The 17,128-nt window shown below is 68.4% G+C and carries 18 protein-coding genes and 1 pseudogene; 8 read left to right on the forward strand and 11 right to left on the reverse strand.

Features of this window, described 5'->3' with window-relative positions; genetic code table 11:
* Both AC5RWU_RS21560 and AC5RWU_RS21565 read left to right on the forward strand, forming a co-directional pair.
* On the forward strand, positions 1-520 hold a 520-nt coding region (locus tag AC5RWU_RS21560; RefSeq protein ID WP_494037248.1), incomplete at its 5' end, for a hypothetical protein.
* 575 nt (positions 521-1,095) lie between these two features.
* Positions 1,096-3,021 carry an LVIVD repeat-containing protein gene (locus tag AC5RWU_RS21565; RefSeq protein WP_494032511.1) on the forward strand — a complete coding sequence of 642 codons (1,926 nt, stop codon included), beginning with the start codon at positions 1,096-1,098 and terminating at the stop codon, positions 3,019-3,021.
* 78 nt (positions 3,022-3,099) lie between these two features.
* Here the strand turns inward: AC5RWU_RS21565 and AC5RWU_RS21570 are convergent, their stop codons facing one another.
* The 9 genes and pseudogenes from AC5RWU_RS21570 to AC5RWU_RS21610 form a co-directional block, all read right to left on the reverse strand.
* Positions 3,100-3,573 (reverse strand): MarR family winged helix-turn-helix transcriptional regulator, encoded by a 474-nt coding sequence (locus AC5RWU_RS21570; protein WP_494032510.1) that lies wholly within the window; start codon positions 3,571-3,573, stop codon positions 3,100-3,102.
* Positions 3,574-3,843: 270 nt separating this feature from the next.
* A pseudogene (locus AC5RWU_RS21575) lies at positions 3,844-4,588 on the reverse strand (cytochrome c biogenesis CcdA family protein); the annotation flags it as partial.
* Positions 4,585-5,532, reverse strand: a complete 948-nt coding sequence (locus AC5RWU_RS21580) for a F510_1955 family glycosylhydrolase (RefSeq protein ID WP_494032509.1) — start codon at positions 5,530-5,532, stop codon at positions 4,585-4,587. The gene AC5RWU_RS21580 and the pseudogene AC5RWU_RS21575, both read right to left, overlap by 4 nt.
* A 109-nt stretch (positions 5,533-5,641) precedes the next feature.
* A complete protein-coding gene (locus AC5RWU_RS21585) occupies positions 5,642-6,343 on the reverse strand; it encodes a DUF305 domain-containing protein (protein WP_494032508.1) in 702 nt (233 codons plus the stop codon).
* Positions 6,344-6,468: 125 nt separating this feature from the next.
* Complete coding sequence (locus tag AC5RWU_RS21590; protein ID WP_494037249.1) at positions 6,469-6,972, reverse strand: DUF6153 family protein; 504 nt, start codon at positions 6,970-6,972, stop codon at positions 6,469-6,471.
* Positions 6,973-7,069: 97 nt separating this feature from the next.
* On the reverse strand, positions 7,070-9,253 hold the full coding sequence (locus tag AC5RWU_RS21595; RefSeq protein WP_494032506.1) for a heavy metal translocating P-type ATPase: 2,184 nt from the start codon (positions 9,251-9,253) through the stop codon (positions 7,070-7,072).
* An 80-nt stretch (positions 9,254-9,333) separates the two neighbouring features.
* On the reverse strand, positions 9,334-9,522 hold the full coding sequence (locus AC5RWU_RS21600; protein ID WP_494037250.1) for a heavy-metal-associated domain-containing protein: 189 nt from the start codon (positions 9,520-9,522) through the stop codon (positions 9,334-9,336).
* A 335-nt stretch (positions 9,523-9,857) separates the two neighbouring features.
* A complete protein-coding gene (locus tag AC5RWU_RS21605) occupies positions 9,858-10,385 on the reverse strand; it encodes a DUF2269 domain-containing protein (protein WP_494032504.1) in 528 nt (175 codons plus the stop codon).
* A gap of 2 nt (positions 10,386-10,387) precedes the next feature.
* Positions 10,388-10,636 carry a hypothetical protein gene (locus tag AC5RWU_RS21610; protein WP_494032503.1) on the reverse strand — a complete coding sequence of 83 codons (249 nt, stop codon included), beginning with the start codon at positions 10,634-10,636 and terminating at the stop codon, positions 10,388-10,390.
* Positions 10,637-10,752: 116 nt separating this feature from the next.
* Between AC5RWU_RS21610 and AC5RWU_RS21615 the strand changes: the two genes are divergently transcribed.
* Complete coding sequence (locus tag AC5RWU_RS21615) at positions 10,753-11,316, forward strand: TetR/AcrR family transcriptional regulator (protein WP_494032502.1); 564 nt, start codon at positions 10,753-10,755, stop codon at positions 11,314-11,316.
* A gap of 78 nt (positions 11,317-11,394) precedes the next feature.
* On the opposite strand, the gene AC5RWU_RS21620 is transcribed toward AC5RWU_RS21615, so the two are convergent.
* Together AC5RWU_RS21620 and AC5RWU_RS21625 are read right to left on the reverse strand one after the other, a co-directional pair.
* Positions 11,395-12,516, reverse strand: coding sequence for a cation diffusion facilitator family transporter (locus AC5RWU_RS21620; protein WP_494032501.1), 1,122 nt, complete (start codon positions 12,514-12,516; stop codon positions 11,395-11,397).
* Positions 12,513-12,878: an ArsR/SmtB family transcription factor gene (locus tag AC5RWU_RS21625; RefSeq protein WP_494032500.1), complete on the reverse strand. Its 366-nt coding sequence runs from the start codon at positions 12,876-12,878 to the stop codon at positions 12,513-12,515. The genes AC5RWU_RS21620 and AC5RWU_RS21625 overlap by 4 nt, the downstream gene beginning before the upstream one ends.
* Before the next feature lie 315 nt (positions 12,879-13,193).
* Between AC5RWU_RS21625 and AC5RWU_RS21630 the strand changes: the two genes are divergently transcribed.
* The 5 genes from AC5RWU_RS21630 to AC5RWU_RS21650 all read left to right on the forward strand — a co-directional run bounded on the left by AC5RWU_RS21630 (position 13,194) and on the right by AC5RWU_RS21650 (position 17,027).
* On the forward strand, positions 13,194-13,553 hold the full coding sequence (locus tag AC5RWU_RS21630; protein ID WP_494037251.1) for a hypothetical protein: 360 nt from the start codon (positions 13,194-13,196) through the stop codon (positions 13,551-13,553).
* Between the two features lie 361 nt (positions 13,554-13,914).
* The gene (locus AC5RWU_RS21635; protein ID WP_494032498.1) at positions 13,915-14,925 is read left to right on the forward strand and encodes a metal ABC transporter substrate-binding protein; all 1,011 of its coding nucleotides are present in this window, start codon (positions 13,915-13,917) and stop codon (positions 14,923-14,925) included.
* A complete protein-coding gene (locus tag AC5RWU_RS21640) occupies positions 14,925-15,713 on the forward strand; it encodes a metal ABC transporter ATP-binding protein (protein WP_494032497.1) in 789 nt (262 codons plus the stop codon). The genes AC5RWU_RS21635 and AC5RWU_RS21640 overlap by 1 nt, the downstream gene beginning before the upstream one ends.
* Positions 15,713-16,627 (forward strand): metal ABC transporter permease, encoded by a 915-nt coding sequence (locus AC5RWU_RS21645; protein WP_494032496.1) that lies wholly within the window; start codon positions 15,713-15,715, stop codon positions 16,625-16,627. Before AC5RWU_RS21640 ends, AC5RWU_RS21645 begins: the two co-directional genes overlap by 1 nt.
* A gap of 10 nt (positions 16,628-16,637) precedes the next feature.
* Positions 16,638-17,027, forward strand: coding sequence for a Fur family transcriptional regulator (locus AC5RWU_RS21650; protein ID WP_494032495.1), 390 nt, complete (start codon positions 16,638-16,640; stop codon positions 17,025-17,027).
* Positions 17,028-17,128: the final 101 nt, after the last annotated feature.

Raw genomic sequence — 17,128 nt, forward strand, 5'->3', positions numbered from 1 at the left:
GCGCGGAACCGCGAACCGGCCCGAACTCACCGCCAGGGTCACCGTCAACAACCGCGCCGACATCCAGGACATCATCGACCGCATCCAAAACTCAACCATCCGGGACCTCACCACCACCCTGGAAGCACCACTGCAGCACCTCGCTCTGCGGATCGAGGTCAGCTCCCACGGCAAAACCGCCAGGGAAAGCCAAACCGCAGCACCATCCCCGATGCATGACCGATACGCTCGCCCCGACCTTACAGGAGTCATCATGACAACACCCCGCAACGAGCACACCCCACACCACCGCCTGGCCGAGACCAAGGCCGCACTGAAGACCACCGAACTCATCGTTTACCTCGCCGCGGTCCTGGGCACGATCATCACCGCGATAGTGGTGGGCGAGAACGGCGACGAGAATGCCGGCGATCCGTTCGACGCCAACCAGGCGATGCAGTACATCACCTGGCTGACCATCGGCTACATGATCGCCCGCGGCCTGGCCAAATCCGGCAGCCGGCACGAGTCCGACACCTAACCACGGCATCCGGGCCCGTTCCTGACCGGCCGGTCCCGAGGACGGGCGGAGGATCACGACGGACGGCGGCGGCATACCTGAAAAACGGGAAGCCGCCGCCGTCCAATGCACGTCCCGGTAATCACCATGAATCCGCACGCACTGCCGGCCAGGATCAGCCGTAGCATGCAGGCCGCCGGGATCAAGCAGTGGATCCGGCGGCCTGGCCGTTTAAGAAGTGCCGGCAGATCTTTGGAAGGCCTGCCGGAAAGCCGCAGAACCATCCCCGCGTGCAGACGCTGCGTGATGCCGCAAACCATCGGGGACCCGGTCCGGAGCACCCTGTCGTTACACAACGGCGATTGGCTTTAGCGCCGATAACAGCGCATATGTCACCGCTGCACAGGCAGTTCCGCGAGGCTGAACGACACGCATCATAGCCGGACCCCTCCGGTCCGTGGGGGATCGGCCCGTGTCCGGCGGGCAGGCGCCCGCCCACCGCAGACCGCTGAACCCTTTCATGCCCGGGCACGTTCCCATAAGAGACCAGCTGGATTCCCGGCCGGAGGCAGGACATGCTCCACCGCAGTAGATTGGTGTCTCTTGCAGCACTGAGCACCCTGGCACTGTCAGCATTCGGGTTGACCGGTGCCGCAGCAGACCCGGACCGCCAGCATGGTATAGACGAGGGACACCTGCTGGGCGCCGGCGCGACGGGCAGGCTCAGCCTTCTGGACGTCGTGGACGTCACCGACACCCCTGATCTGATCGCAGACGTCGCCGTCTCGCCCGACGGCAACACCGCGTTTCTGGCCAGCGGGGGTGACTGCGCCGAACCCGAAACCGGCGGTCACGCCAGTGCCGAGGCCGGGGCCTACATCATCGACATTTCCACCATCGAAACCGACCCGCAGTCGGCCGAACTGATCGGGTTCATCCCCTCGCGCCGGGACACCCGGCCGGGTGAAGGCATGCAGGTCGTGGAGATCACGACCGCACAGTTCAGCGGAGACGTCCTGGTGATGAACAACGAGGAGTGCGGCAGGAACGGTAAGGGCGGCTTCTCGCTGTGGGACGTCACCGATCCTGCCGATCCGGAAAGGCTGTCGGAGAATTTCGGGGACCGTGAGCCCGGCGGCGGGGACGCGCACGAGACCCACAGCGCCTTCGCCTGGGACGCCGGGGAGACCGCCTACGTCGTGGCACCCGACAATGAGGAAGCCGAGGACGTGGACATCTTCGAGATCACCAGCCCGCACCGGCCCCGCCTCGTGGCTGAATATGACCTCAACAACTTCGACGTCAACCAGCCCGGCCTTGGCCTGACGGATTCCTTCCTCCATGACATGGTCGTCAAGGAGGTCAACGGGCGGTTTATCATGCTGCTCTCCTACTGGGACGGCGGTTATGTCCTCCTGAACGTGACGCATCCGGCCAGCGCAGTAGTCCTTGGCGACACTGAATTCGCGCCGGTCGACCCTGAACTGCTTGAGTCCCTGGGCGCAGCACTGACGCCGGAAGGAAACGCCCACCAGGCGGAGTTCACCATCGACAACCGGTTCTTCATTGGCGCCGACGAAGACTTCGGTCCCTACCGGACGGATGACTTCACGATCACCAGCGGACCCAACCAGGGCGTCTACCCGTCGGGGATCGTCTCCGGCGGTCAGACCCCGGCGGTCCTGCCTGACCTGACTCTCAGCGGCCCCGTTGTCTACGGTGGCTACGGCTGCCCCGACTCAGCTCCCGTGCCCGGCCCTGAAAACATCCCGGGCTATCTGGATTCCCTGCAAGCCGGCGATGAAACCGTCCTGGTTCTGCAGCGTGGGCCCTTCGGGGATCCCGGCGCACCGGAAGAGACGTGTTTGCCGGGCGAAAAGGCTCATGAAGCAGCCCATGCGGGCTGGGACACGGTGCTCTTCGTCAACCATCACCCCGGTGAAGCCAGCGGCGAAGAGCTATCCTGCGGCTCCGGTGCCTTTATCGACGAGATCGTGGCCGTCTGTACCAGCCACTCAGCCTTCCACGCACTGTTTAACCTCGAACCGTTGATTCCTCCATGGCCGTACCCGGAAGACATCGCGATCGGCACTGTGGGAGAAAGGATCGAGGTCGGTTCACTCTTCGACGGCTGGGGCTACGTGCATCTCTTCGACGCCCAGACCCTGGCAGAGCTGGACACCTACGCCATCCCGGAAGCGCATAACCCGGAATACGCATTCGGCTTCGGGGCCCTCAGCGTCCACGAAGCGGCGGTAGATCCTCTGGATCCTTCCCTCGCCTACCTCTCGTACTACTCAGGAGGCTTGCGGGCAGTGCAGATATGGTGCGCCGGCGCACCGTACGGCCCGGCCACTGCCCCCGCGGACACCGACACGTGCGGGCTCGTGGAAGTCGGCAGCTACCTCGACCCGGCCGGCAACGACTTCTGGGGAGTGGAAACCTTCATCGGTGAGGACGGCAGAACCTACATCCTCGGCAGCGACCGTGACAGCGGCCTCTGGATCTTCACAGATCCGTAAAAAATGACCGGCGAAGGAGACGCGGAACCGCCCCCTTGACACCCGGCAGCGGTAATCCGCGCCCAGACAGATTCCGCTTTACGGGCGGGCATCGCCGTGCGACAGCAGAACCTTCCGGAGCAGGCCGGACAAGGTCTGTCGTTCGGATGCTGACAGCGCGTCAAGGAAGCGGTCGGCGTTGTTGATGTGATCCTCAATAACCCCGTCGATCAGGTCGATCCCGGCCGGTGTCAGGGTAATCTGCAGGCGCCGCCGGTTCTCCGGGTCAACCTTCCGGGTCACGAGGCCGCGTTCGACCAGTTTGTCCACACGGTGGGTCATCGCGGCGTTGCCCACCATCGTGGTCGCTGTCAGCTCCTTCGGGCTCAGAGTGTGCGGCGGGCCTATTCTGCGGAGGGTGGCCAGCACATCGAATTCCCACGGCTCGACGCCGGCGCCGCGCAGGTTGTTACGAATGCTGGTGGCCAGGAACCCTCCGGTTCGGTCAAGCCGGGCGGTAACCTCCATGGCTTCATCGTCCAGGTCCGGCCGCTCACGCTTCCACTGGTTCATATACGCCTCTACTTGGTCCAAACCGTCAGACTCCTTACCGTGCGTTCTTCATAAGGTTCATTGCGTTCAATGGACGGGGACGGCCCGAAGGGCTGCTGCTCCTGTCGGCCGGCGAACCGTCCGCACCTTCCGGGGCCGATGACAGCGCATGGTGCCGGCTCCTGCACCGGCGGCGTCACCGGCAGCAGGACTTCCCGTGAAAGGCCGAGGCCGGGAATGTATCCGCCCGGCCTGTGGGCCGGCAGGTGGCGGACGCGGGCGCAGGGCGTCCACCGGGGTGATGAAGGTGCCCGAGAGGTTCTGCAGCTGGTAGATCCACTGCATCCAGATGCCCGAGACCATCAGCACCCCGACCAGGATGAGCATCGAACCGCCGGCCAGGTTAAAGGCGCATGTGGGCCTTCACGAACGAGACCGCCCCGGAGACCCAGTTCACCCCCATGGCGACCAGCACGAACGGGATGCCCAGGCCCAGGCAGTAGACAAAGCCGAGCAGCGCCCCGCGCCAGGCGGTGCCGGTGGTGGTGCTCAGGGCCAGCACCGCACTGAGCGTCGGTCCCATGCAGGGGGTCCAGCCCAGCCCGAACACCACCCCCAGCATCGGTGCGCCGGCCACGCCGGCCTTCGGTTTGAAGGAGAGCATTTTGGTCTGCTGCAGGAAGGAGAGTTTGCCGACCAGCACCAGGCCCATGGCGATCACGAAAATGCCCAGGAGGCGGATCAGCGGGTCCTGCCAGCGCAGCAGCCAGCCGCCCATGGTGCCGAACGCCGCCCCGTAGAGGGTGAAGACGGCGGCGAAGCCGAGGATAAACAGTCCCACCCCGGCCACGACCCGGCGCCGGTTATCGGCCCGGGTCGGGTCGGACAGTCCGGAGACGTAACCCAGGTAGCCGGGGACCAGGGGCAGGATGCACGGGGAGAGAAACGAGACGATCCCGGCGATCGCGGCCAGGGGCACCGCGATCAGCAGCGCCCCTGACTGGACCGTGTCCGCGAAGAAACCGCCGATGGTCACCGGTTCCCGTCCCCGTCCGCGGAGATGTGGGTGCTGAAGGTGGCGCCGGCGTCAGCGGAGTGTTCAATGCCGTTGTCGGTGGCAACCCAGATCCGCAGGCCCCCGTTCTCGTCCGTGGCGGCGGTGACGGCCCATGCCGGGGCGGAGACTTCCCCGGCCTGGGCCCAGGTCAGTCCGGCGTCACGGCTGACGTGGACGGTGTTGTTCGGGGCCACACCGACGGCGGTCGTTGGGTCGGCGAAGGCGGTGAAGAGCAGCAGGGGTGCGTTCGCAGGCAGTGCCCAGGTTGTTCCGCCGTCGACGGAGCGCTGGACGCCCTGTTCGGTGGTGGCCAGCACCACCGGGCTGGTGGCTGTTCCGGCCAGTGACACCGGCCGGATCGGGGTCTGCACGGTGGTCCAGTCCTGGCCGTCGGCGGTGATCCTCAGCTGGCCGTCGTAGCCGATGATGCCGTCGCCGGTCACGGTCAGGGCGTGGAAGTCGGATTCGCCCTGGCGGGACAGGGGCTCCCAGGTTTTTCCGCCGTCATCGGAATGGATGAGTCCGACCGGGTTGGGCAGGTCGGAGCCTTCCCCGGGGTGGCCGGAGGCGTAGTAGTGGCCGGGGTCGGCGGCGGCGAAGCCCATCAGGTCGATGGTGGGACTGAGTTTTTCCGCCGGGTCGGCGCTGACGTCGAACAGTCCGTTGTGGGTGGCCAGCAGGATGCGGCCGGTGTCCGGGTCCACAGTCATGCCGTGGATGTGGCCGAACGGGTCGGTACCGGCGGGGGCGGCAGCGGTCCCGGCGGCCGGATCGGATGCTCCGGCGGGTGTGCAGGCGGTGGCGAGCAGGGCGACGGCGGCAGCGGCGGCCAGGGCCCGGGCTGCACGGGCGCGGGTGCGGGTGGTGCGGGCGCGGGCGCGGGTGCGGGTGGTGCGGGCGCGGGTGGAGGATGTGGTGGGCATGGTGGTCTAGCTCCGGTAGGTCAGGGGCGGGAAGCCGTGGGGCCGGCAGCGGCGGGTCCGTCGCGTGACGGTGCCCGCCGCTGCCGGCAGGGGAAATGCGGGGCAGGTTTTACAGGCCTGCGAGCAGGTCCTGCATTTCCTGGATTTCCGCTTCCTGGTCCTCGATGATGGTGTTCGCCAGTGCCACGGCTTCGGGGTTGGAGCCGTTGGCGGCTTCCTCTTCGGCCATCTTCACGGCGCCTTCGTGGTGGGCGATCATCTGGGTCAGGAACAGCTGAGCCGCCTCGGTTCCCTGGGCGGATTCGAGCCGGGCCAGGTCCTCTTCGCTCATCATGCCCTCCATGGAGCCCATGTCATGGCCTTCCGTGGTGGTTTCTGCACCGCCGGATTCCATGCCGCCCATGTCGTGGCCCTCCATGCCGCCGGCCGTCGTGCTGGACTCGGTGGGCATCATGACCGGTTCGCCCCAGGCTTCCAGGAAGCCGGTCATCTTCTCGATTTCCGGTCCCTGGGCGTCCTTGATCTGGGTGGCCAGGTCGGTGATCTGCGGGTCCAGGTTGTCCTTGGCGAGCATGATCTCGCTCATCTGCACGGCCTGCTCATGGTGCGGGATCATCATCTGCGCGAACATCGTGTCCGCCTCATTGTGCTCGGCACTGACCTGAGCGGTTTCCGACTCTGTGGCGGTGCTGGTCTGGGTGGCGGTCTGTTCCGGGGCGGCGGTTTCGCTGCCGGTGTCGGCGGTTCCGCAGCCGGCCAGGGCGAGAACGGCGGCCAACGCCGCAGTGGACAGGGTGAGGTGACGCTTCATGGTTTGGTCCTTCGAAGTGGTTCTGTGGGGGTGCTGTCCATCGCTCCTGCGCCGCAGCGGCAAACGGAGCTGTGCGGGCAGGGCGAACGGACCGGAGGTGCCGTGCGTGCGGCGGTCCGGCCGGTTTAGGTGCGGCTGATGGAGAGCTGAACCAGTGAAGGAGGCAGTGCGGGTGCGGCTGTGGCCGGAAGGAGCCGGGGCGGGCCGCGCAGCCCGGCCGCCGATACCAGCAGCCCGGGTTTGAGGCCGAGGAGGCCGGCGATGCTGACCACCATCAGCGCCAGCACGCACATGCCCGCCGCCATCTCGCTGGCCCCGCAGGGGCCGGCGCAGTGCGCGGCGGCCGGTCCGGTATCTGTCCCCGCCGCGACCAGGGCCTGCAGGCCGGGGGCGGGCTCCTGGTGCCCGGCCGGCGCTGCGGCTGCGGGTGCCTCGGCGGTCACGGCCGCATGGGAGCCGTGTCCGGCCGGGTTGTGGGCGCCAATCCAGATGTGCATGCCCAGGATGCCGACGATGACCGCGGTCAGCCCGAGCAGCAGCGCGGCCGTGCGGGCACGGGCGGAGACGGTGGCCGGGATGCTGTTCCCGGTCACCGTCCCTGAGACCGTGTCCGTGCCAATCATTGCCATCCAGCGTACCGAGAGCTTCCCGGTCCGGCCGAATCCGCTCCTGGCCCACGGCTGGACCCGGTATGTTGAGCTCCGGCATGTTAGATCGGGCACCGGGTCAGCGGATCCGTTCCGGGTCCAGGTCGATCCGGCGCAGCAGCTGGGCGTTCAGCGCGACCACGATGGTGGAGATGGACATCAGCACCGCCGCGACGGCCGGGGAGATGGCGACGCCGGCGAAGGCCAGCACGCCGGCGGCCAGCGGCACGGCGGCGATGTTGTAGCCGGTGGCCCAGAGCAGGTTCTGGATCATCTTGCGGTAGCTGGCCCGGGACAGGTCGATCATGGACAGCACCGCACGCGGGTCATTGCCGGCCAGCACGACGCCGGCCGATTCCATCGCCACGTCCGTGCCGGCGCCGATGGCGATGCCCACCTCGGCCCGGGCCAGGGCCGGGGAATCGTTGACGCCGTCGCCGACCATCGCGACCTTCAGGCCGCGGCCCTGCAGTTCGGTGACCTTCTTGTCCTTATCCTGCGGCAGCACTTCGGCGAAGACCTCGTCGATGCCCAGGTCCGCCCCGACGGCCTCGGCTACCTGGCGGGCGTCGCCGGTGATCATGGCGACCTTCACCCCGCGGTCCTGCAGCGCGGCCACGGCGGCGCGGGATTCGTCGCGGACCTTGTCCTCCAGCGCCAGTGCGCCGATGATGTGTCCGTCGCGGACCACGTGCAGCACACCGGCGCCGCGGTCCATCCAGGCGGAGGTGTCCGCGGTGATGGCGCGGGGTTCCTCCAGGCCGAGTTCGCGCAGCATGTTCGGTCCGCCCACGGCGACCTCGGAGCCGTCCACCCTGGCGCGCACGCCGCGGCCGGTCATGGAGCTGAAGCCGGTGCCGGACAGGCCCAGGCGGACGGCGTCCGGGTTGCCGGCAGCGGCGCGCACGATCGCCCGGGCCACCGGGTGTTCGCTGTCGGATTCGACGGCGGCGGCCAGCGCCAGCAGTTCGGCCTCCGGAACGCCGTCGACGGCGGCAACACCGGTGACGGCGTGCTCACCTTCGGTGAGGGTGCCGGTCTTGTCGAACAGGACCACATCGACCGTGCGCATCCGTTCCAGGGCGATCCGGTTCTTGATCAGCACGCCGGAGCGGGCGGCGCGTTCGGTGGAGATCGCGATCACCAGCGGGATCGCCAAGCCCAGGGCGTGCGGGCAGGCGATGACCAGCACGGTGACCGTGCGGATCACGGCCTCGTCCGGGCTGCCCAGGGCCAGCCACGCAATGAAGGTGATGATGCCGGCGGCCAGGGCGAAGTAGAACAGCAGCGCCGCGGCCCGGTCCGCCAGCGCCTGCGCCCTGGAGGAGGAAGCCTGCGCCTCGGCCACCAGCCGCTGGATCCCGGCCAGGGCGGTGTCATTGCCGACGGCGGTAATCCGCACCCGCACCGCACTGTCCGTGGCGACGGTTCCGGCCACCACGGTATCGCCGATGGTCCGGCCGACGGCCCTGGATTCGCCGGTGATCATGGACTCATCGAACTCGGCCGCTCCGTCGATGATCTGCCCGTCCGCGGGAACCCGGGCGCCGGAGCGCACCAGGACGACGTCGTCCGTCGCCAGGGCGGCGATCGGCACCGTGGTAATGCCGCCGTCGTCGTCCACCCGGGCCGCAACATCGGGCAGCAGCGCCGCCAGCGCATCCAGCGCCCCCCGCGCTGAGCCAAGGGCGCGCATCTCCATCCAGTGGCCCAGCAGCATGATCACGATCAGCAGTGCCAGTTCCCACCAGAAGTCCAGGTCGAACCCGCCGATGCCCAGCGTGGTGATCCAGGAGGCGGCGAAGGCCACCGTGATGGCCATGGCGATCAGCAGCATCATGCCCGGCTGCCGGGACTTCAGCTCCGTGACCCCGCCCTTCAGGAACGGGGTGCCGCCGTAAAAGAAAATGACGGTGCCCAGCACCGGCGGGATCCAGGAGGCCCCGGGGAAGTCCGGGATCTCATAGCCGAGCAGCATGGCGAACATCGGGCTGAAGAAAACCACCGGCACGGACAGCACCAGGGACAGCCAGAACCTGTTCTTGAACATCGCCGTGCTGTGGCCGGCGTGCTGTCCGTGCGTGTGGACGGCGTGCTCCTCATCCACCGCCGAATGGGCGTGGCCTGCGTGTTCCTGTCTGGCGGGCATGGCCTGCCCGTGCGTGCTGTGGTCGGCGTGCTGATTGTGGGCCTGGTCGTTGGGTTCGGTTTCGGCCACCTGCTGAACTCCGTGGTGGCCGTGGTGCGGGTCGTGGGTGTTCATGACTCTTCTTTCGCTCTGTTGGTCCTCTGCCGCAGGGCAGGCGGTCCTTCGCAGGGAGTCGGGATATTGAGGCTGTGGCTTCAGGAGCCGGCGAGCCGGTAGCCGGCCTCGGCGACGGCGGCCTCCACGGCCGCCTCGGGCACCGGCCGGTTGGCGGTGCTGGTGACGGCGGAGATGCCGCCGGGAACGAGGGCGACCTGCACGTCGGTCACGCCCTCAAGACGGTGCAGCCCCTCGGTGACGCTGGCGGCGCAATATCCGCAGGTCATGCCGGCCACCCGGTATTCGGCGGTGGCTGCGGTCCGCGGCGGGTGCCTGGAGCTGCAGCCCTTCACTGCGGACCGGTCGGGAATCCGGCGGAGCGCAGCAGGCGCAGCCGGAAGAATTCCTGGCGGTCAGGGGCAGTTCGCGGCGGGTGGTTCCGCACATGGTGTTCTCCTCACACACGATGATCGTGGGCCGCGGGGACCGGGAGCGTCAGGCCATCCGGGATGGCGCTCCGCTGCCGCAGCGGGTGAGGACCTTCACTGCGTTGGAAGCCCCTGCCGGGGCTCGTGACGCTGTGTTCCGGTAACACCGAAACTATACCCCCGGGGGGTATATGTCAAATGCGGTTCCCTGCCCCGTGCAACTGACGCCGGCGGCGCTGCCGACGCAGCCCGTAGCCGGTGACGCCGCGCGGCTTGTATACGGCCAGGACCAGGGCCGCCAGCAGCACCAGCAGGGCCGCAACGGCATGGATCACCGGAGAAGGGTTGCGTACCACAGCCAGGCCGGTGCCCGGTGCGGCCGCGGCTTCGGCCATCGCGGCGAACGTTTCCAGGTAAAGCAGCAGCACGGCGGTGGCGGCTGCGGTGATCAGCAGTTTGAACAGCACCCAGTAGTGCCGCACCAGCCCCCACCCGGTGCCCAGCGACTGCACGATTCCGGTCAGCAGCGACGCGACGGCCAGCGGCACCAGCACCAGACGGGCGGCCGGCTCCATGACCAGATAAACTCCGCGCACTGTCGCCGCATCCGGGCTGGCCAGGGCCACCACGGCCAGGGCCAGAAAGACCAGCACCGCGCCGATCCAGCCGACCGAGGCGGCCACATGCACCGTCAGGGCGAACCGGCGCAGACGCGGGGACATGGTCACCGCAGGCTGCCAAAGGCCGGGCCGCCGGAAGGCAGGACCGCGGCGGCCGAGCCGGCAGGCGGGGCATGCCGGCCCGGTCCGTGGGCCCCGGGGCCGCCGGTGAGCATCAGAACAACGAACAGCACGGCGGCAACCGCGGCGATCAGGGCGCAGACCTTCACCCAGCGCGGCGTGCCGGCGGCAGGCCCGCCTGCCGGCGCCGTGTCCCTGTCGTCGTGGTCCGGTCCGGTGGATGGGGTGGCCACGCGCTTCTCCTGGTGGTTCGGTGCCGGCACTTTCCGGGCCGGCACGGGTTTTTCAATACACATTGTATCGACAGCATCATAGCGTCTTGATACCGGTCACTGCGTATACTGGGGCGGTGCCGAAACTGTGGAACGAGACGATCGAGGAGCACCGGCATGCGGTGCGCCAGGCAGCCTTGGACGCCGCAGCGGCAGTGGTGGCCGAGTCCGGCCCGGCAGCGGTGACCATGACGCGGATCGCCGAGCGGACCGGCATCGGACGGGCCACGCTGTACAAGTACTTCTCCGACTCCCAGGCCATCCTCCTGGCCTGGCACGAACGCCAGATCGCCGCGCATCTGCAGCACCTCGCCGAAATCCGGGACCGGCCCGGCAGCCCCGGCAACCGGCTTCGGGCCATCCTGGAGGCCTACGCCCTGCTCTCCCGTCAGGAGCACGGCGGCGGACCTGCCGCAATGCTGCACCAGGGGGCGCATGTCGGCTACGCACAGCAGCACCTGCTCGACTTCCTCCGCACCCTCATCGCCGAGGGGGCAGAAACGGGCGAACTGCGCGCAGATGTGCCGGCCGAGGAGCTTGCAAACTACTGCCTCCATGCCCTGGCCGCAGCCGGCAGCATGCCCTCCGAGGCCGCAGTGCGCAGGCTGGTCACGGTCACCCTGGCCGGACTGCGCGCCTAACCATAAGTCCGCACGCACCGCTGACGGCATCCTCGCCCCCGCGGTGCGTGGGGCCGGCCCGTCCGTCCACGTCTGGCCTTACCCGGCGCGCCGTCCGCCCGGGGCGGGTGTGAGGGAAATATAGTCAACGCCCGGCAGCCCCTCGTGCAGTCCGGCCTCCAGCCGGCGCTGAAGGCGGTGGTATCCGTCGATGGTCATCGCCGGCTCCAGCACCAGGGTCGCGGCAACGTTCAGCCGGTGACCGTTCCAGCGCAGGCGCACATCCGGCAGTTCCTGCACGGCGCCGTCGGCCAGCAGGATCGCTTCGGCGCGGTCCACGAGGTCCGGATCCACGCCGTCCAGCAGCCTGCGGCCGATGTCCCGCGCCGTGCCCCAGAGCAGGACCACGATTGCGGCAGTGATGATCAGCCCGACGATCGGATCGGCCAACGGGAAGCCGAGCCACACCCCGATCACGCCCAGGACCACGGCCAGCGAGGTGAAGCCGTCCGTCCGCGCGTGGATACCGTCGGCGACCAGGGCGGCCGAACCGATGCTGCGCCCGACCTTGATCCGGTACATGGCCACCAGTTCATTGCCAGCAAAGCCGATCAGCCCGGCCGCGAAGACCCAGCCCAGGTTCTGCAGCGGCTGCGGGTTCAGCAGCCGGTCCACGGACTGCCAGCCGGCCCCGAGGGCGGACAGGGCGATCATGGCCACGATGAACAGGCCGGCCAGGTCCTCGGCCCGGCCGTAGCCGAAGGTGTAGCGGCGCGTCGCCTTCCGGCGCCCGAGCATGAACGCGATCCACAGCGGGATCGCGGTCAGCGCGTCCGAGAAGTTATGGATGGTATCGGCCAGCAGCGCCACCGAACCGCTGATGACCACCACCCCGGCCTGCAGCAGCGCCGTCACACCCAGGACGATCAGGCTGATCTTGACCGCCCGGATCCCCCGGGCGCTGGATTCGAGGGCGTCGTCAATCGAATCGGCTGCGTCATGGCTGTGCGGAACGAACAGATCGTGGAAGAAGCCCCGCAGCCCCGACGGATGCTCATGATCATGCCCGTGAGCGTGACCGTGCCCCTGAGCGTGATCATGGGAGTGGCCGGACTCATCATGGGTGTGGCCCTCAGGGCCGTGAACGTGCCCGTGACCGGTGCCGGCCGTCTCCCCGGCAGCTGTCACGGCCGGGGTGTCGCCGTGCTGATGGGCTTTCATGAGGCCTGCACCTGCCGGATCCGGTGGTGCGCCGGCACCCCGCCGAGTGAATGCTCGGCCTGGAAAACCGCATCCGCCACCAGCTGGCGGGCATGTTCATTCTCCAGCCGGTAAAACACCTTCGTGCCCTCCTGCCGGGTCGCCACGAACCGTCCCAGCCGCAGCTTGGCCAGGTGCTGCGATACCGCCGCGGGGGATTTGCCGACCGTCTCGGCCAGCTCATTCACCGGAAGTTCCCTGTCCCGCAGGGCCAGGATGATCCGCACCCGCGTGGCATCGGCCAGCATGGAAAACACCTCAACGGCCAGCTCGACATACTGACTGTCCACATCCAGACTGCAAGACTTCTTATCTTCATTCATACGCAGATATTGACATGCTTGGGGGGTGAATCTCAACGCCCCCACCTGCACCCGGTGCGCCTGCGACCCGGCGCGGAAACATCCGGGGAGTCCGGCTCCTTCACCGCCCGCCTGCCGATTCTCCTGGGGGCCCGGCAATCCGGAGGCAGGAGAACAGCCGGACCGGGCAAGCCGGCGCCGTCCGCGGTGCGGCTGCGGGGACGGGCAGGGCGTCGGCGCATTTCAGAGAACGAAACTGATGGGTTATCTTTCCTGCATGCAACCGCCTTCACCCTCCGGCCCATGAGCTCCTTTCCGGCCGGAGGACACATCTTTGTGGAAATGCTCGCCTCCGGGCTTCTGATTCTGGGGCTGGCTTTTCTTTGTGCGGCCGGCATTACCTACTGCATCAGCGGATTCTGGGTTTCGGCCCGGGCCGTGATCTATGAAGCAGAGAACGGGACCGGGCTGCGCTGGCACAGCACACCGAACGGAATCTGCGAAACACTCCTGCCCGAAAGCCATCCGGCGACAGCGGCCCCGGGAACCGAACTGACCATCTATTACCGCCCCGGCAGGCCCGCCGACATTCTCCTGCAGCGCCCCTACCGTCCGGGGCCGCTGGCGGCCGCCGGTACGGTGATGACCGCCTGCGGCGCCGCCGCCTCCCTGGCGGCACTGTTCACCCTGGTCTGACCCCTGCCGCAGGGCGGTCCGGATTCCGCGCCGGTGTTGACACCGGTCCGCCGCCTGCCGCGGCCCGGATACCGACAGCTCGTTCTCCGGCCGCACCCGGGCGGAGAGCGGATGCCGCCACCACCTGGGACCCCCCGTGCGCTGCGCCTTCAGACACCGGGACTGCCGGGGCCGCCTCCGCAGTGGCCGATGACCGGGGGGCGGACCGGGGAAGCGGGAGCCGATGCACGGCCTGTGGGCCGCAGCTCTGATGCCCGCCTTCCGTTCCAGCGGCCCCCCTCTCCAGCTTCGAGGGCAGATGCCGGCCCTGCTTCTCTTATTGAAATTGACAATGATTCTCATCTTGTTGAGAATCATTGTCATGACAAAGACCATCCGTTATGCTTCCGCTCTTTCCGTTGCCGGCGCTCTGGCTCTGACCGGCTGCGCGGCGGCCGGCAGTACTGAGCCCCCGGCGTCCACGGCGGCAGAGACCGGGGCATCCGGCCCGCTGCAGGTCATGGCCTCCTTTTATCCGCTCCAGTACATTGCCGAGAAGGTCGGCGGTGACCATGTGGAGGTGGCCTCCCTGACCCCGCCGGGTGCCGAACCGCATGACCTGGAACTGTCCCCGGCCGTTGTCGCCGAACTGGAGAAGGCCGCGGCGGTGGTGTACCTGTCGGGGTTCCAGCCGGCCGTCGATGACGCGGTGGCCCAGGTCTCTCCCGCCCACGCCGTGGATGTCTCGGCCGAAGCCGACCTTGCCGCCTCCCACTCCAAGGCCGAACACGCCGCCGAGGAAGGACACACCGAGACCGGACACGCAGCGGAGGAGGGACACACCGAGGCCGAGCACGCGGCGGAGGGTGGGCAGGCCGGCAGGGACCTGCATTTCTGGCTTGACCCGGTGCGGCTGGCCCATGCCGCCGGCGCGGTCGCGGCGGAACTGGGTGCAGCCGATCCGGAGAATGCGGCCGACTATGAGGCCAATGCCGCAGCACTGACCGAGGAGCTCACCGCTCTGGACAATGAATTCACCCAGGGTCTGGCCGACTGCGAGATCCGCACCGTGGTGGTCTCCCATGAGGCCTACGGATACCTGACGGACAAATACGGGCTGGAACAGGTCGGCATCGCCGGACTGGAACCCGATACCGAACCTGCCCCGGCCCGTCTGGCCGAAATCGGCAAGGTCGTCCAGGACGAAGGGGTGACGACCGTGTTCACCGAGTCCCTGGTCAATCCCAAGGTGGCCGAGACCCTGGCCTCCGACCTGAACATTGACACCGCCGTACTGGACCCGCTGGAAGGGCAGGCCGATGAGAATTCGGACTACCAGCAGGTCATGCGGGAGAACCTGGAGGCGCTGCGCAGCGCGCTGCGCTGCCAGTGATGACCGTGCCGCAGCCTGCCATCGGCACCCGCGGCCTGCGGGTGGAGATGGACACCGGAACCATCCTGCACGGCATTGACCTGACCGTGTCCGAAGGTGAGGCGGTCGCGCTGCTGGGGGCCAACGGTTCCGGCAAGTCCACCCTGGTCAAGGCCCTGGTGGGGATTGTGCCGGTTGCCGGCGGCAGCGCCGAAATCTTCGGCCGGGATGTCACCGGTTCCCGGAATTCGGTGCCCTGGTCCCGGGTGGGGTATGTGCCCCAGCGGGTCGGATCCGGTGCCGGGGTGCCGGCCACCGCGCTGGAGGTCGTTACCTCCGGCCTGCTGACCAACCGGCGGCTGCGCCCGGGCCGGGATGCGCGCCGCCGGGCCCTGGACGCGCTGGAGCAGGTGGGCCTGCTGGAGCGGGCGCAGGAGAGCGTGCAGGTGTTCTCCGGCGGCCAGGCCCAGCGGGTACTGATCGCCCGCGCCCTGGTCCGCCGGCCGGACCTGCTGATTCTGGACGAGCCGCTGGCCGGCATCGACCGTGCCTCCAAGGAGGCCCTGGCGACCACCCTGACCGGGCTGCGTGCGGCCGGAACCACCCTGCTGGTGGTTCTTCATGAACTGGGCGAACTGGCCGGGATCATCGAACGCGCCGTGGTGCTGCGCCACGGCCGCATTCTTCATGACGGTCCCCCGCCGCGCCCGGCCCCCGGCCATGACGACCCGGCCCACGAGCACCTCCACCCGCACGGGGACCGGCCCGCGGCACAGCACATCGTCCCCGACCTGCGTTCGGAGTGGTAATGGATTTTTTTGAGTCATTGGCCGGGATGCTGTCCAGCCCCCTGATGCAGCGCGGTCTGATGATCGCGGTGCTGGTCGGGGTTTCCGCCCCCGTCATGGGCACCTACCTGGTCCAGCGGCGCCTGGCCCTGCTCGGTGACGGGATCGGCCACGTCGCCCTGACGGGAGTGGCCATGGGCTGGCTGGCCGGAGCGGCGGCCGGGCTGAGCCCGCACGACGTGCTGGCCGTTCCCGGGGCCGTCATTGCCGCGGTGGTCGGGGCGGTGCTCATCGAGGTGGTCCGCGAAAGAGGCAAAACCAGCGGGGACGTCGCCCTGGCCCTGCTGTTCTATGGTGGGATCGCCGGCGGCGTGCTGCTCATCGGCCTGGCCGGGGGCACCTCGGCCAACCTCACCGGCTACCTCTTCGGATCGATCTCCACCGTCACCGTCCTGGACGTGTGGCTCAGTGCCGGGCTGGCCGCGGTGATCCTGGGGATCGGCATCGGACTGCGGCCGGCCCTTTTTGCCCTGTGCCATGATGAGGAGTTCGCCCGCGCCACCGGCCTGCCCGTGCGGGCGCTGAACATCCTCATCGCCGTGCTGGCGGCCCTGACCGTGTCCGTGTCCATGCGGGTGGTCGGCGTTTTGCTTGTCTCGGCCCTGATGATCGTGCCGGTCGCCGTCGCCCAGCTGGCCGCCCGCTCGTTCCGGGCCACCATGACCGCGGCGATGGTCATCGGAGCGGCGGTGTGCGTGACGGGCCTGTCGGTGACCTACTTCCAGCCCCTGTCCCCCGGCGCGACCATCGTCATGCTCGCCGTGGGCCTCTACGCGGTGGTCGCGGTGGTCCGGCCGCTGCTGGCCCGGCCGAAACCGGCCGGGGATCCGCATCCGGATACCGGCGACGATGTCCGCCTGGAGGAGGCCGCCTGAGATGTTACGGATGACCCGCCAGCGTGCGGCCATCAATGCGCTGCTGGAGCAGACGGCGGACTTCCGCAGCGCCCAGCAGCTGCACGGGGCACTGCGTGGCCGGGGGGAATCGATCTCCCTGGCCACGGTGTACCGGACCCTGCAGTCGATGGCCGAGGAGGGCGAGGTGGACGTACTGCGCGCCGGCCATGACAGCGAGGTGCGCTACCGCCGGTGCCTGCGCAGCGAGCACCATCACCATCTGGTGTGCCGCAGCTGCGGACACACCGTGGAAGTCACCGAGAGCATGGTCGAACGCTGGGCCTCCCGCACCGGCCGCGAGCACGGCTTCACTGCGGTTACCCATGCCGTCGAACTCTCCGGTTTCTGCGCTGCCTGCGCCGGAAACGCCCAGCCCTGAACCGGGCGCTCCGGCCACCGGCCGGCGCCCTCACAGACCGGCAGACCCGCCCTCCGTGGAAAACACGCTGCCTGCCCGGCCCCCTGAGCACAGGGGGCCGG

This window comes from Arthrobacter sp. B0427-1-12 (assembly GCF_059092905.1).